This is a genomic window from Aquimarina mytili, assembly GCF_016735115.1.
Taxonomy (GTDB): domain Bacteria; phylum Bacteroidota; class Bacteroidia; order Flavobacteriales; family Flavobacteriaceae; genus Aquimarina; species Aquimarina mytili.
This window is the reverse complement of the sequence record NZ_JAERQJ010000003.1, coordinates 355,363-370,258: the sequence shown is the minus strand read 5'-3', so window position 1 is coordinate 370,258 and position 14,896 is coordinate 355,363. Positions and strand designations below refer to the sequence as shown.

The 14,896-nt window shown below is 32.7% G+C and carries 13 protein-coding genes; 6 read left to right on the top strand and 7 right to left on the bottom strand.

Going from position 1 to position 14,896, the window contains the following annotated elements; translation table 11 throughout:
- The first annotated feature begins 15 nt into the window (after positions 1-15).
- From JJQ60_RS09050 to tsaB, 3 genes are all read left to right on the top strand, one after another.
- Positions 16-1,134: an efflux RND transporter periplasmic adaptor subunit gene (locus tag JJQ60_RS09050; RefSeq protein ID WP_201918859.1), complete on the top strand. Its 1,119-nt coding sequence runs from the start codon at positions 16-18 to the stop codon at positions 1,132-1,134.
- Positions 1,135-1,218: 84 nt separating this feature from the next.
- On the top strand, positions 1,219-2,550 hold the full coding sequence (locus JJQ60_RS09045; RefSeq protein WP_201918857.1) for a TolC family protein: 1,332 nt from the start codon (positions 1,219-1,221) through the stop codon (positions 2,548-2,550).
- An 81-nt stretch (positions 2,551-2,631) separates the two neighbouring features.
- Positions 2,632-3,294 carry a tRNA (adenosine(37)-N6)-threonylcarbamoyltransferase complex dimerization subunit type 1 TsaB gene (gene tsaB, locus JJQ60_RS09040; protein ID WP_201918855.1) on the top strand — a complete coding sequence of 221 codons (663 nt, stop codon included), beginning with the start codon at positions 2,632-2,634 and terminating at the stop codon, positions 3,292-3,294.
- Here tsaB and JJQ60_RS09035 read toward each other — a convergent pair.
- From JJQ60_RS09035 to JJQ60_RS09015, 5 genes are all read right to left on the bottom strand, one after another.
- Complete coding sequence (locus tag JJQ60_RS09035) at positions 3,248-3,949, bottom strand: hypothetical protein (RefSeq protein ID WP_201918853.1); 702 nt, start codon at positions 3,947-3,949, stop codon at positions 3,248-3,250. The genes tsaB and JJQ60_RS09035 overlap by 47 nt on opposite strands.
- 255 nt (positions 3,950-4,204) lie before the next feature.
- A complete protein-coding gene (locus JJQ60_RS09030; RefSeq protein WP_201918852.1) occupies positions 4,205-4,909 on the bottom strand; it encodes a hypothetical protein in 705 nt (234 codons plus the stop codon).
- Between the two features lie 358 nt (positions 4,910-5,267).
- Positions 5,268-7,304, bottom strand: a complete 2,037-nt coding sequence (locus JJQ60_RS09025; RefSeq protein WP_236669075.1) for a thioredoxin domain-containing protein — start codon at positions 7,302-7,304, stop codon at positions 5,268-5,270.
- A 147-nt stretch (positions 7,305-7,451) separates the two neighbouring features.
- On the bottom strand, positions 7,452-7,652 hold the full coding sequence (locus JJQ60_RS09020; RefSeq protein WP_201918848.1) for a dodecin family protein: 201 nt from the start codon (positions 7,650-7,652) through the stop codon (positions 7,452-7,454).
- Between the two features lie 125 nt (positions 7,653-7,777).
- A complete protein-coding gene (locus JJQ60_RS09015) occupies positions 7,778-8,683 on the bottom strand; it encodes a NifU family protein (RefSeq protein ID WP_201918846.1) in 906 nt (301 codons plus the stop codon).
- Between the two features lie 243 nt (positions 8,684-8,926).
- On the opposite strand from JJQ60_RS09015, the gene JJQ60_RS09010 reads away from it, so the two are divergent.
- Positions 8,927-9,949 carry a PorP/SprF family type IX secretion system membrane protein gene (locus JJQ60_RS09010; protein WP_201918844.1) on the top strand — a complete coding sequence of 341 codons (1,023 nt, stop codon included), beginning with the start codon at positions 8,927-8,929 and terminating at the stop codon, positions 9,947-9,949.
- A gap of 76 nt (positions 9,950-10,025) precedes the next feature.
- Here JJQ60_RS09010 and JJQ60_RS09005 read toward each other — a convergent pair whose 3' ends face one another.
- Together JJQ60_RS09005 and JJQ60_RS09000 are read right to left on the bottom strand one after the other, a co-directional pair.
- Positions 10,026-10,490 carry a rhodanese-like domain-containing protein gene (locus tag JJQ60_RS09005; RefSeq protein WP_236669074.1) on the bottom strand — a complete coding sequence of 155 codons (465 nt, stop codon included), beginning with the start codon at positions 10,488-10,490 and terminating at the stop codon, positions 10,026-10,028.
- A gap of 67 nt (positions 10,491-10,557) precedes the next feature.
- Positions 10,558-11,730, bottom strand: coding sequence for a vWA domain-containing protein (locus JJQ60_RS09000; protein WP_201918841.1), 1,173 nt, complete (start codon positions 11,728-11,730; stop codon positions 10,558-10,560).
- A gap of 221 nt (positions 11,731-11,951) precedes the next feature.
- Here JJQ60_RS09000 and JJQ60_RS08995 point away from each other — a divergent pair, with 221 nt between their 5' ends.
- Both JJQ60_RS08995 and JJQ60_RS08990 read left to right on the top strand, forming a co-directional pair.
- On the top strand, positions 11,952-14,156 hold the full coding sequence (locus JJQ60_RS08995) for a histidine kinase (protein ID WP_201918839.1): 2,205 nt from the start codon (positions 11,952-11,954) through the stop codon (positions 14,154-14,156).
- Entirely contained in the window at positions 14,153-14,884 is a 732-nt protein-coding gene (locus JJQ60_RS08990; protein ID WP_201918837.1) for a LytR/AlgR family response regulator transcription factor, read from the top strand. The genes JJQ60_RS08995 and JJQ60_RS08990 overlap by 4 nt, the downstream gene beginning before the upstream one ends.
- The last annotated feature ends 12 nt before the right edge of the window (positions 14,885-14,896 follow it).

Genomic DNA, 14,896 nt, shown 5'->3' with positions numbered 1-14,896 from the left:
TCAATCAGAAATCAAATGAAAAAGTTTCTTAAAATTCTATTAATAGTTGTTTTTGTAGCCTTACTTGGTTTTTCGGGTAAATATCTTATTGACTCTAATAGTAAGTCACCAATAGTGTTTACTACCGAAAAGGCTTTTAAAACTTCTATTGAAGAGAAAACTGTGGCAACTGGGAAAGTGATTCCCGAAGATGAAGTTGAAATCAAGCCGCAGGTTTCGGGGATTATTGAAAAAATCTATGTTGAAGAAGGAGCGCCAATAAAAACTGGAGATTTAATAGCAAAAGTAAAAGTGGTTCCTAATGAGCAATCCTTAAACAGTGCAAGAGGGCGTGTTAAAAATGCTGATATAAGCCTGGCTAATGCCCAGCAGGATTTTGATCGTAATAAGGCATTATTTGATAAAGGAGTAATATCTACTCAAGATTTTCAAAATGTACAGTTGCGTTTTGATCAGGCAAAACAAGAAGTAAATAATGCAAGAAATGACCTTCAGATTATTCGTCAAGGATCAACAGGAGGAGCAAAAGCTATTACAAATATTAGGGCTTCAGTATCTGGAACTGTACTAGAAATTCCAGTAGAAGAAGGAGATCAGGTAATTCAAAGTAATAATTTTAATGACGGCACAACAGTAGCAACGATAGCTGATTTAGGAAGGATGATTTTTGAAGGAAAAGTTGATGAAGCAGAAGTAAATAAGCTTAAAATTGATATGCCTCTTAAAGTTAGTTTAGGAGCGATTAGAGATAAAGAATTTGATGCTAAGTTAAAGTTTATTGCGCCTAAAGGGAGTGAAGAGCAAGGGGCAGTTCAATTTAAAATAGAAGGAGAAGTTTTTCTTGATGATTCTTATTTTATTAGAGCAGGATATAGTGCCAATGCATCAATTGTTCTGGATACCAAAAATGATGTGCTGGCTATCAAAGAAGCTTTATTACAATTTGATAGAGAAACAGAAAAACCGTATGTAGAAATTCAGACTGGAGATCAGGAATTTGAGAGACGTGATGTTGAGATTGGGCTTTCTGATGGGATTAATGTTGAAATAGTTTCAGGCGTAACAGAAGAAGATGATATTAAGGTTTGGAGCAAAACAGAACCTGTTAAGAAAGAAGAAGAAAATAAGGATTAAAATAGTAATAAGGATATATACCGATAAAGGCTGATGTTCCTATAACATCAGTAACAACATCAGTCAATTACATACAGAGACATTATGAAAATTAGAATTTCAATTTTGTTATTTACACTTTTTGGAGTGTTGGCATCTCAAGCACAAGAAAAAAAATGGACATTACGCGAGTGTGTTGAATACGCCATCGAAAATAGTATTTCTATTAAACAATCTGAGCTAGACTTAGAAACTGCTTCGTTAGATAAGTTAGCTGCATTAGGTAATTTTGTTCCAGATGTGAGTGGTTCGGGTACACTTTCTTCAAATACAGGGGCAAATATTAATCCAGTTACAAATACCTTCGAGACCACTACATTTTCATCCTTTACCACGGGAGTTAATGTGGGGTTAACGTTATTTGATGGTTTACGTAATTTACGGCAGTTACAAAGAGCTAAACTTAATAAGTTACTAAGTCAGTATAATCTTGGTAAATCCAAAGATGATATTGCCTTGTTTGTCGCAAATAGCTATTTACAAATTTTAGTAAATAAAGAATCTCTAAAAGTTATAGAAAAACAACACGAAATTACATTAGAGCAGCTAAAAAGAACGAAGGATCTTGTGGATGCAGGAGTTTTACCTCAGGGGGATCTTTTGGAAATTGAAGCAACATCTGCAGACGAATTAACCCGTATTGTACAAGCCGAGAATTCAGTGCTTATAGCTCGTGTCGGACTGGCTCAGACATTATTAATTCAAGATTATGAAAATTTTGATATTGCAGAGCAAGAATATCTGGTTCCTTCTGCAGAAATATTAAATAAATCTATAGATGAAATAAGATCTACTGCTAGAGAGGCAAGATATGAAGTGCAAATCGCTGAGCAAAATAAATTATTGGCAGAAAAAGATGTTCAATTGGCAAGAGGATCTTATTATCCAACGCTAAATGCATTTTTTGGGTATAATACCAGATGGTCGGATAATGATACTCAAAGAGATTTTGTAGAGCAATTATACCTGAATGATGGATTTGCCTACGGTTTGCAATTAAATGTTCCTATTCTTAGTGGATTTTCAACAAGAACAAATGTTAAAAGAAATAAAATCAATGTTACCAGAACCGAGTTTCAATTAGAACAGGCTAAGTTAGATTTAGATAGTAATGTATACCAAGCATATCTCGATGCGAAAGGGTCAGCAGAAGCTTATGAAGCTTCTTTAGTGTCGGTTAAAGCTCAAGAAAGGGCATATGAGTATGCAAAAAATCGCTATGATGTAGGACTTACCAACGCATTTGATTTTAGCCAATCTAAGTTTAGATTAGAGAACGCACAAAGTCAGGAAGTTCAGAACAAATTTGATTATATTTTTAAACTAAAAGTATTAGAGCTGTATTTTGGAATAAAGATCGCCGATATTAGACTATAATCGATTATTAATAGAGTTTTTAAGAAGAAAAATCTGGGCAATAGTTTTTCTATTTCGGTTATCTTTGCCAAAATTTAAAACATGGGATACATTCTCTGCATAGAAACTTCTACAACGAATTGTTCTGTATCATTAGCTAAGGAAGGTAAAGTACTTGCTTTTGAAGAGGATTATGACACCAAATATTCTCATGCAGAACGATTGCATAATTATATTGATAAGGTAATTAAAGATGCAGAAATAACGTTTAAAGATCTTTCTGCCGTATCCGTAAGTAAAGGTCCAGGCTCGTATACAGGACTTAGAATAGGTGTTTCTACGGCTAAAGGGTTATGTTATGCCTTGGGTATTCCGTTAATATCAGTACCAACATTACAAGGGTTATCAATGCAAGTCGTATTTGATGGTAATCATAGTATTGTTTCCATGATTGATGCACGAAGAATGGAAGTGTATTCTTCTGTTTTTTCTAGTTCTCATGAAGAAATTCGAGAAACTAAAGCCGAGATCCTTACTCAAGAATCTTTTTCAGAGTATTTACAAAATGGAAAGGTGTATTTTATAGGTAATGGCGTAGAAAAATTCTCTGCTATATGCAATGATGATAATGCAGTTTTTATTCAAAATAAATTGCCATCTTCAAAAGAGATGGCAATACTAAGTTTTTCTAAATTTATAGAAAAGGAGTTCGAAGATGTTACTTATTTTGAGCCCTATTACTTAAAAGACTTTGTGACGGGCTAGTACCGGTATTTTTTAGGGCGTTATATTTTGCAACTAACCTTAGTAGATCTTCCTCCTTTTTAAGGCGAATCTTTTCTTTTTTGATGTATTGTTTTAATTCCTCCTCTTTGTCTGAAAATGTGAGTAGTATGTCTTTTTTATTCATTGGTAATTCTAAAATTACTCCATCGTCTTCAAGATAAAATGTTGTGGTAACTTTGATTTTTCCTGTTACTGCGCTACCAGTTAAAGGGTCCATTTCTTTAGGCTCGGTTATTTTAAGGTCATATTTCTTGTAAACACGATATAAATCATTCATTTCTACAAGAATATAATACCCTCTTTTTTTGCGCCCATGATTGTTTTGAAAATCGCAGTAATAATAATACTCATTATTAATTCTGGCATAAGTGGTAGGAGTTTTGATCACTTCATGCAATTTCCCTCCAACGGTATGTTCAAGAGCATCTGTATAGACATTGTATTTTAGTTTGGTTTCGTAGGTTCCTGACTTTTCATCGATAACACTGGCTCTTTGATATTCTTTATTAATGTATATAGATCCAGCATATTTTTCTAGAGTTGATATTTCTTCAGTAACTTCTATCGGTTGCGAAAATTGTGCATACGATAAAGGTGTAGCAAAAATAAACAGTATTTGTAGTAATTTTCTCATAACGACTTGATTTTATCATTACTAATATAATTAAAAAATCGACTAAATGCAAAAAAATAGGTTTTAATGTAATGGTGTTTTAAAAATTATGTTAAATAATAGTGATTTTAATACAATGTAGTAGGTGTCCTTAATTTGAATTTTATACGTATTTGTGTAAATGGTGAGGTGATAGGTTTTTTTTAATAAAAAAATGCCATCTGTGTACATAGATGGCATAAATTATATTTTTAAAAGATATTTGAATTTCGTTGTCTAGTCTCTACGTGTTACATTACTTAAAAGACTTTGCGAAGGACTCGAATCTGCACTTTTTAAAGCATTATATCTAGCTACTAATCGAATAAGATCTTCTTCTTTTTTCAAACGGATTTTTTCCTTTTTCAAGTATTCCTTTAGCTCATTTTCCTTATCGCTAAATGTTGCCAACATATCCTTCTTATTCATTGGAAGTTCCATTATCATTCCATCTTCTTCAACAAAGTATGTAGTTATCATTTTAAGCTGACCGGCTTCTTCTATTTGTGTCAACGTATTTTGAGAAGGTTCTTTAATTTTAAGTGTAAACCTTTTATAGATTCGATATTTATCATTTAGTTCAACTAATACATAATATCCGTCTCTTTTAAGGCCTCTTGTACTTTTAAAATTGCAGTAATAAAAATAATCCCCGTCAATTCTTGCATGTATCGTTGGGCTCTTAACTACTTCAAAAAACTTTGACCCTTGATTATACTCTAAAGCATCAGTGAAAATGTTATACTTAAGTTTGGCATCAAAAGTTCCTGATTTTTCATCAATCACACTAGATTCTTTGTATCTCATCTTCATGTACAGCGAACCATCGTATTCGTCAAAAGTGGAAACTCTTTCTGTAGATTTTAGTAAGTTTCGAGGTAATTGAGCAAGTAATAGCCCAGGGGATATTATTAAAAATAATAAGAGTAGTATTTTTTTCATGTCACTTAGATTTAGGTGAAGTAAATTTAAAAAAACACGTATATAAATACAATTATTTTTGTTTTTTGGCTATATTTTTGCGAATTATTCAATACGAATGCTTCAAATATTGAATTTTTAAGAGCAAAACAGAGATTTTAACATAAAATCTACATAATTTATCTACGGTTTAACCGTAAAAATTACCTTATTTTAGCTACGAAAACGTTATAATTCGATGTTTTTCGATCTTTTTAGTGGAATGGGGCGATGATTTTTAACACTTTATTTTTGTGAAATTTGAATGTTAATATAGAATACTTAAGTCGTCAGTACTTAGATTTTAATGAATTATGTAAACACAAAGAGAGAAGAAAATTTACTCTATGAACTTTATAGCTTCTTCTATATTTTTCACAGGATATTTGCATGCATTATTTACACATACATAAATCAACGTTTTATCAGTAACAAATCTATTTTTCAAAAGTGCTCTTTCAGAATCTAACTGGCTAGCCGCTACAAGTTTATTAGGGATGTAGATTTTATTAAGATGTTCTACCTTGTTTTTAGATGCTTCACCTGTAATCGCTATTTCATAAAAATTGAACGATACATTAAGCATTTGATCAAGCCAATTAGAATATGCAGAAGCATAAGATGTGATTTGAGGCTTTATATTGTGTAGCATCTGATCACTTATTTTTTTATAATTTGGCATGTTATAATAATGAGACAATAAAAATAGGTTCTTTGCCATAATGGAGTTGGATGCCGGAATTACATTATCACTTGACTCTATTGTTCGAGCAATAAGCTTTGGGTCTTCATCAGAGGTAAAATAAAATATACTCTTTTCTTTATCAAAAAAATGCGTTAGCGTATACTCAGTTAGTTGTTTAGAAATGTCTAACCATTCTGGATCAAAAGTAGTTTCATATAGAGCAATAAAAGCTTCAATGACAGTCGCATAATCTTCGAGATATCCGTTTACATTACTTTTTCCATTTTTATAGTTATGAAACAATGAGTACTCTTCTTTTAGTTGATTGTTTTTTATAAATGTCGCATTTTTTATGGCAGTATCTAAATAATGGTCTTGCCCAAAAGTTTTGTAAGCATCAATATATCCCTTAAGCATTAATGCGTTCCAGGATGTTAATGTCTTATCATCTAATCTTGGTCTAGAGCGCTTTTCTCGTTGTTGAAGTAATACTTTTTTCCAATGCGTACGTTTTTTTCTTAGAGCATCTAATGTAATATCATTTTCTTCGCAAAATTTATGATCAGTATCTTTTCTTATTAAGACATAATTGTTTTTTTCCCAAAACCCATAAGTATTAACATTATAGTAGTTCGAAAAAAGAGTATAATCATCTTGTAAGAGGGAGCTAAGTTCTTCTTTGGTCCACACATAAAAAGCACCTTCTTCCAGTTCACCATCTTGAGTTTCGCTATCGGCATCTAACGAAGAATAAAACGCACCATCTGTACTTGTAAGCTCTCTTGATATGAAATCTAAAGTTTGATGTACTACATCTTCAAACCAAGGATCTTGAGTTACCAAATAAGCATCAGAGTATAGGCTTACGAGTTGAGCATTATCGTATAGCATTTTTTCGAAGTGGGGGATATGCCATTTTGCATCTGTAGAATATCTGGAAAACCCTCCGCCAATATGATCATATACACCGCCAAATGATATTTTTTTAAGGGTGTTTGCTACATATTCTAAAAGTTTTTTATCCTGAGTTTGATGTGCATACCTTAATAAGAATTGATAATTATTAGGCATCATAAATTTAGGAACACGTTTTGTGCCTCCTTGCTTATGATCAAAATTGGCACTCCATTTTTTTATTGCAGTAGCAATAAAATCTTTGCTAAAATTTAGTTCTTCGGGATTAGTTTCGATGAAATCGATAGCTTTAATTCCTTGTTCTAATTTTTCTGCATATTCTAAAAGCTTGTCGGGCTGTTTTTGATATAAATTTGCGATTTGTTTCAAGGCTTCAATCCAATTTCCTTTAGGGAAATATGTACCTCCCCATACGGGTCTTCCATCGGGTAGTGCAACCACATTAAGCGGCCAACCGCCACTTCCGGTCATGAGCTGTACAGCATTCATATATACTTGATCAATATCTGGACGCTCTTCTCGATCTACTTTAATATTGATATAGTTGGTATTCATTATTTCTGCTACTTGTGGATCTTCAAAACTCTCATGTTCCATAACATGGCACCAATGACAAGCAGCATAACCAATACTGATAATGATCAATTTATTTTCTTTTTTTGCCAGATCCAGTGCTTTTTCATTCCAGGGTTTCCAATCTACAGGATTATGAGCATGTTGAAGTAAGTATGGGCTTGTTTCATGAATCAAATCATTGGTGTATGTATGTTGCTCCATAGTTTTTTGATTTTGACTTGTGCAAGAGGTTGTAACAATAAGTATGTAGAAAAACCAATGCTTCATGATAGTCAATTTGATATGGTTCAAAATATAAAAAGCATCCTGAACTACTCAGAATGCTTTTCATAAATAAATTGTAAATTTTTATTTTACCTCAAAAGATACTTTAAGATTCACTCTGTACTCAGCTACTTCATTATCTTTTACAATAACTTTTTGGTCAGATACCCAAGCAGATTTAATACCTTTTACTGTTTTTGCAGCTTGTTTTATTCCGCTTTTAGCAGCATCGTCCCATCCTTTTTCAGAGCTTGCTATTATTTCAATAGTTTTAACAATTGCCATTTTAATGATTTTTTAGTTAATATTTTAAAAGAATCTCTAAGATACGGCATACTTTGTTCTTTTTGAAATAAAAAGGGGTATTATTTTAACAGTTTTTTCGACGTAATTAACGCTTAATCGTTGAACTACCCATTTAATGCTTCTACGTATTCAACTTTATCTTTTAGCATCTCTTTGAGCATGTTTTCGATACCATTTTTTAAAGTAAAAGTAGATGATGGGCAACCACTACAAGCTCCCTGTAAGATTACTTTTACTCCTTTGCTTTCTGGATCATAAGAATCAAACAATATATTTCCTCCATCACTGGCTACTGCAGGTTTAATATATTCTTCAATAATATTTACGATATCTTTAGAAACATCATCTAGTTTTTCGAAATCTACATCTGCTTGTTTGTCGACTTCATTTTTAGATACTGTAGCATTGGCAGATAACACTTCTTTACCCTGTTCAAGGTAATTACGCAAAAATTCTCTTATTTCTAGAGTGATGTCGTTCCAGTCTGCCATGTCGTATTTACTGATCGAGATATAATTTTCGTCAATGTATACTTCTTTAACAAAAGGAAAATGAAATAACTCTTGTACCAGAGGAGCTTCTTTAGCATCATCTATATTTTTAAACTCGTGCCCAGTAGTCACTAATTTTTTATTGGCAACAAATTTTAATACAGCTGGATTTGGTGTGCTTTCTGCATATATTGTAATTGCTACTTTCTTATTGCTTTCAGTTTCTGTAATGACAGGTTGATTACTGTTGAGGTAGTTTTTGATTTGCTCGGCTACTTCATCCTGTACATCTGACCACTCAACAATATCATACTTATCTATAGCTACAAAATTTTGCGCAATAAATACTCTTTTAACAAAGGGAAGATAAAATAGTTGCTGTGCTAAAGGAGAATTCTTTGCCTGATCAATATTTTCGAATTCATAGCTTGTGTGCTGAGTTAAAAAATAATTGGCTTCAAATTTTATAATGCCTGGGTTGGATGTGGTTTCTATTTTTATTTCAAAATTCTTTTCCATGTGCTAATTTTTAGCAAATTTACTAAAAAGCAATGCGATATCATTAAGGTATTTATTTGGCTAACACTTTTTAACTATAATTACTTAAAATAGTGGTAAACTCTTTGATTCTAACAAAAATTTATATCTTTGAGATTATTATAATTTTATAAATTATTAGTGAAGCCCCACAATATAAACTGTTTTTAATAGTTTACATTTAATTCACAAATTCTATTTAGCCCCGTAAATGATAGAGTCCAAATGAACTTTAAAAAGCTACATGTAATCTTTTTAGTATTACTTTCTCAATATGTTTTTTCGCAAGAAGGAATTCCTGTATACGCTGATTATCTTTCTGATAATTTGTATTTAGTTCACCCGGCTATGGCAGGTGCAGCAAATGCTAACAAAATTAGGCTTACGGCCAGAAAACAATGGTTTGATGTTGATAATGCACCAAATACACAATCTGCTAATATTAATTTTAGAGTAGGAGATAAGACGGGATTAGGTGGTATAATATTTAAAGACGAAAACGGAAGATTTTCTCAAACAGGAGTATATATAACTGCTGCATACCATCTGCTATTTTCTAGAGATAGAACAGATCTGAACATGTTATCCTTTGGGGTGAGTGGAGGATTTATTCAATCTAATTTGGATTTGCGAGGGTTAGACGATTTTGCAGATCCTGATCCGGTAATTCTGGATAGAGTCCAAAAAGATTCTTACTATAATGTTGATGTTGGGTTATCGTATAATTTCTTAGAATGGTATGCCCATTTTACAGTCAAAAACCTTTTGCCAACTACACGTGATATTTTTAATAATAATACGCCGATCCAAGAATCAAATAATCAAAGACGTTATGTGATGTCTTTAGGATATCTTTTTGGTGTTGGTGCCAGCGCATGGAGCCTAGAGCCCTCGGCAATGTATCAGGTAACAGAACAAACACAAGAAGCTAGTTTTGATGCCAATATGAAAGTCTATAGAGATCTTGGAGAGGTTACTACATTATGGGGAGGGCTATCATATAGACGTAACCTGGATGGAGCACAGTTTTCTGAAGATGGTACCGAAGTTACAAGCCAGAATTTGCAATATTTTACTCCATTTTTGGGTGTAAATTATAAAAAATGGATGGTTGGGTACACATATAGTTATCAAGCCAATTCTGTTGTGCTAAGTGATGGTGGTTTTCATCAAATCACATTAGGATATGATTTCGGTAAACGTAAAGAGCGCTGGAACTGTAAATGTCCTGCAGTGAATTCGAAGTAATATATCATATTTTATAAGTATTCAAAATGCCTGCAAATCTGCAGGCATTTTTATATTATTTGATTTTGAATACTTTTTATTTCACCGAAGTTCCTTCAAACTGTAATCTTTGATCTTTTATTGGAACTAGAGAAGATAATTCATATACATTTTTATACCCATAGCCATAGAGATTAATAAATGTTGGGATATTCAATGCAAGCGGTGTTTTCTTTGATGCAAAATGTATACGGTCTCCGTCAATATTATTGTTACAATAAATTAAAATTCTGGTATCTTTTAAAGGGATCTTTTTGGCAAGTTTCTTATCTGTAAAATCAGAAAAGTTGATATGCATTGCTCCTTTAAGGTGTTTTTGTTTAAATGCAGTTTCAGAACGAGTATCGAGAACAATAGTGTTTTCTTCACTGGCATATTCTAAAAACGTTTCTAAAGGAATCAGTCTTTCTTGTCTATAATCCAAAATTTCTTCAGATAATTCTAAAAAAGAAGTATAGTCTACTTTTGATTTAGAAAGCTTCTTGCTTTGTTGTGATTGCATTGATATAGGTATAAATAGTAACAGAATTATTTTTATAAAGTTTGTCATGATGGTTCTATTTTTTTGATTATTCTTCCCAACTAAACGATTTTTTTCTTCCTTGTTTTTTGATAGCATTTAATAATGCAGCTTCAAGATTGCTTTCTTCTTTTTTACGATTGTTTTTAAGATATGTTACTCGTTTTTTATTGAGCTCCTGTATTTTTTGTTGTATTTCTTTTCGCTCATTGCTTTTTTCAGAGATGTACTGCTTTAGCTCTCCTTTTGATTTTCCTTTAAGTTGTTCAGGTAGTTCTTCTGCAACCACTTCTTCTAACTCAAATTCTTCATCTTCGGCGGCGTCTACTAAATCCCAACTTTTGTTTTTATAAAAACCAGAGCTTTTACTTACAGTACGACTTACTGCGTTAGCTGCGCTATAAGATTCGGCATTTTTATCTTGTTCTTTTTGCTGCATTCTTTTTTGTGCTCCTCTGTTTCCGTAATAGATATACGTATCATTTAATTGATGATTTAACTTTAAAATTACATCATCATATGGAGTAGCAATATGTACAGTTTCATGATTGTGATCTATAGCACTATATTCTCCATGGGTAATATCTGCACCATGTTTCCACATCGTATCGATACCTTGTCTGTAGTTACCGCAGAAGATAGTATTGATAGTGATATCTTTTTCTAAAGCATCTGTCGCGGCATCTTTATAATTTACAGGACCTTGCGTGAATGGTTCATTGCCGGCAATAAAAATTAACTTCAGGTGATCGTCATTTTTTTTCCAGTCTAATTGATTGATCGACGATTGAATCACTTTACCACAGTATTCATTTCCTCCGTTTGTGGTTAATGCAAAGAGTTCTTTAGATATCTCATCCAAGTCGTCTGAAAATGGTAATACTTGCCTGATATATCCTTCTCTAGAAGAAAGCCCATCATTTCCATATTCATATAATGCTATTTGTAGTTGAATCGTGCTATGTCCGCATTTAGCATACGACAGTTCATTAACAATTTCCCAAAGTTGTGCTTTGGCTTGATCGATTAACCCGTCCATACTATTGCTAGTATCTAATAACAATGCTACCTGAATGTTACGCGTATCTGGAGCCGTTTTTGTTGTTAGTATTTGATGTGATTGCCCTTTGGTTAATGCAATTTCGTTTTTTGGTTTATGGTTGGCAGTACAAGAAATGTGAGTTAATAAACAAAGTGTACTCCATATAATAAATGTTCTCATAATTTTTCCTTTTTTAATTACGGGATAAAACTAGATCGAACTTTTTTGACTAAAAATCTAAAATGAGGGAATGGGTGATTGTAATTAGTAAACGTGTCTATTTAATTAGTGTGCTTTTCATTTTCTGTATAAAAAACATGGTAAAACATCATAATGGCGATATAGTGATTTTATTATCCCATTTAAATGGATTAAGTTTATCATGTTTTAATTAATATATAATGAAGAAGATAGGGTTAATACTGATGTTTTTTTGGCTTACTCCCATGTTGATTTCTGGTCAGGAAACTTTTGAAGTTTCCCGTACGATGAGTATCAAGGGGTCTGTAAAAGAAAAAAGCACAAGAAAACCAATTAAAGGTGCAGAGATTACTATAGCTGGAAAAGGAACAGTTACAACAGATGTATTCGGGGATTTTAAAGTAGAAGCTAGAGTAGGAGACGAGCTTATCATTACGGATGATGGTTTTACTACAGTTCGATATACGATTAAAGATGGACAAAATATAGATGTTTTAGTTGAAGATCACCCCAATGAACCTCAATTAATAAAGAAACGCGCTGGTCAAAAGCTAGAATCTAACTATACTCAAAACTTAGAAGCTGCTAGAAATACATTAAAAAAAGACGCAGCAACTAGTATAGAGTATATTACTAATGCCCTGGAGTCGGTGCGTGATGATGATCCCGCTGCTGATAATAAGAAAGCTGAACTTTTTGAGGCATTAGCAGATATTTATAAGCATTGGAAACAACCAGATCTGGCAGAAAGTAATTATTTAATCAGTCTTAAAAACAAGTATAATGCTGATGTTGAAATCAAATTAGGATACTCTCGATTAGAAGCTAAAAATTATCAAACTGCTTTTAACACTTTTAGCAAATTGCAAAAGTCTAGGCTTAGTGCAACTCAAAAAATTCAAGTGTACGAAGGGTTAGGAGACAGTTATAAAGGATTGCAAAGGTATAGTGAAGCTATCACTAGTTATAATAAAGCCTTATCATTAAGTCAGAGAAAAAAACAAGAAGGAAAGGTAATATCGTTAAATTCTAAACTAGCCAAGGTATTACAGCAACAAGGTCAATTAAGTGCTGCCGAAGGATATTTGGATAATTCTGTACAATTAGCCCAAAAAAAAGACAAGAAAACTTCAGCAAGACAACGTACAGTGGCTGCAGATTTTTATAACAAGAGTAATAGCTATGCTAAAGAAATACAATTAAGAAAAGAAGCGCTACAGGATATTGAAGAGATAGAGCAGTCTGAAGGAGAAGCTCCATTGAATGAAGATAAATCTCTAACACCACAAGTTCAAAATTATAAGATTGCAAGCGCTTTTGCAGCTCAACAAGAATATGATGAAGCTATTACCTATTTAGAAGAAAGTAAAAAAGAAGCGAAATCAAAAAATGATCTGATTGTTCAAAAAGATGCAGCTAGAAAGTTAGGCGAAGTGTATCGAGAAAAAGGCGAATTGAAAAAAGCATCTGAAGCTTTTGAGGAGTATGAGGTGATTATCGATAAGCTTTATATTCAAAAAGATCAAGAGATCTCTCAAGCGGCACGTTTTAGTAGAGAATTAGCCCAAAAAGCTAACCGAATAACAACATTAGAAAAAGATAGAGAACTTAATGAAACTCGATACGAACTTGCATTTGCTTCTCAAGAATTGGCAAATCAACAGAGCTTGAGACAGCAAATAGTGATCTATTTCTTAGTTGGGCTTACAATATTGTTACTTCTGGCAGCGTATTTAATGTTTCGTAATATGAAACAACAGCGATATGCTAATAACCTATTAGCACTAAAGTCTCTTCGTTCGCAGATGAATCCTCATTTTATTTTTAATGCATTGAATTCTGTAAATACATTTATAGCTACAAATGATGAGAGAACGGCAAATCGATATTTAACCGATTTTTCCTTGCTAATGAGAGCCGTTTTAGAAAATAGTGAACAAGATTTTATTCCTTTAGAGAAAGAAATAGAACTACTAAAGCTGTATGTGCAGTTAGAACATTTTAGATTTCAGGATAAATTTGATTATACGATAGAGGTTGATCCAGAAATAAATGTTAATGAATATATGATACCGCCCATGTTACTTCAACCATATGTTGAAAATGCAGTATGGCACGGATTACGTTATAAATCTGAAAAAGGAATATTATCCATAAACTTTCAAAATGTTGCATCTGATACGATTGAAATTATAATTACTGATAACGGAATAGGGCGTAAGAAATCTAAAGAATTGAAAACTCAAAATCAGAAACTGCAAAAATCAAAAGGTATGGGCAATATCAGGAAGAGAATTGCAATCCTGAATAAAATGTATAAAGATAAAGTAGATGTTTTTATAACTGATTTAGAAGAAAACTCTGAAGGAACCAAAGTAAAGCTAACCCTTAACAAAGACAAATGAATTTAACTTCTATTATAGTAGATGACGAAGCAAATAGTAGAGCCATTTTAAGAAATTATCTAACAAAATATTGTCCTTCGGTTACCATCTTAGGAGAAGCTGCGAGTGTACAAGAAACGTTAGTGCTATTAGAGTCTAACACACCAGATGTGTTATTTCTTGATGTAGAAATGCCTTATGGAAATGCTTTTGATTTGCTAGAACAAGTACCAGATCGAACATTTGAAATTGTTTTTGTGACGGCGTATGATCATTATGCGGTTGATGCTCTCAATGCGCAAGCGACCTATTATCTATTAAAACCAATTGCTATTGACAACCTTATCAAAGCCGTGGATCATGTAGGTCATATAAAACAACGAGAAAGAGCATTGCAAGATCAGGTTTTGGTGCCTAAAGTTACAACTGTTGAAGGTAAAATTACCATCCCACAGCAAGATGGTTTTGAAGTGCTAAAAATTGAAGACATACTCTATTGTGAAGCCGACGATAACTATACAAAAATTTATTTGGATAAAGGGCAAAAGTTGGTAAGTAAAACACTTAAGTATTTTGAAGAATCTCTGGCCATTCAGGGTTTTGCCCGAATACACAAAAGTTATTTGGTAAATGTGAGTAAAATCACTCGTTATCGAAAAGGAAAAGGGGGGAGTGTTGTGTTATCTTCGGGTAAGGAATTAGCGGTGTCCTCTTCCAAAAAAGGGATGTTGTTGGATTATTTTAAGTAAGGGACTAGATTT

What these genes read in the sequence shown, in the direction of transcription:
- JJQ60_RS09050 (WP_201918859.1), top strand. Translation starts at nt 16, where the DNA reads ATGAAAAAGTTTCTTAAAATTCTATTAATAGTTGTTTTTGTAGCCTTA.
- JJQ60_RS09045 (WP_201918857.1), top strand. Translation starts at nt 1,219, where the DNA reads ATGAAAATTAGAATTTCAATTTTGTTATTTACACTTTTTGGAGTGTTG.
- tsaB (WP_201918855.1), top strand. Translation starts at nt 2,632, where the DNA reads ATGGGATACATTCTCTGCATAGAAACTTCTACAACGAATTGTTCTGTA.
- JJQ60_RS09035 (WP_201918853.1), bottom strand. Translation starts at nt 3,949, where the DNA reads ATGAGAAAATTACTACAAATACTGTTTATTTTTGCTACACCTTTATCG.
- JJQ60_RS09030 (WP_201918852.1), bottom strand. Translation starts at nt 4,909, where the DNA reads ATGAAAAAAATACTACTCTTATTATTTTTAATAATATCCCCTGGGCTA.
- JJQ60_RS09025 (WP_236669075.1), bottom strand. Translation starts at nt 7,304, where the DNA reads ATGGAGCAACATACATACACCAATGATTTGATTCATGAAACAAGCCCA.
- JJQ60_RS09020 (WP_201918848.1), bottom strand. Translation starts at nt 7,652, where the DNA reads ATGGCAATTGTTAAAACTATTGAAATAATAGCAAGCTCTGAAAAAGGA.
- JJQ60_RS09015 (WP_201918846.1), bottom strand. Translation starts at nt 8,683, where the DNA reads ATGGAAAAGAATTTTGAAATAAAAATAGAAACCACATCCAACCCAGGC.
- JJQ60_RS09010 (WP_201918844.1), top strand. Translation starts at nt 8,927, where the DNA reads ATGAACTTTAAAAAGCTACATGTAATCTTTTTAGTATTACTTTCTCAA.
- JJQ60_RS09005 (WP_236669074.1), bottom strand. Translation starts at nt 10,490, where the DNA reads ATGCAATCACAACAAAGCAAGAAGCTTTCTAAATCAAAAGTAGACTAT.
- JJQ60_RS09000 (WP_201918841.1), bottom strand. Translation starts at nt 11,730, where the DNA reads ATGAGAACATTTATTATATGGAGTACACTTTGTTTATTAACTCACATT.
- JJQ60_RS08995 (WP_201918839.1), top strand. Translation starts at nt 11,952, where the DNA reads ATGAAGAAGATAGGGTTAATACTGATGTTTTTTTGGCTTACTCCCATG.
- JJQ60_RS08990 (WP_201918837.1), top strand. Translation starts at nt 14,153, where the DNA reads ATGAATTTAACTTCTATTATAGTAGATGACGAAGCAAATAGTAGAGCC.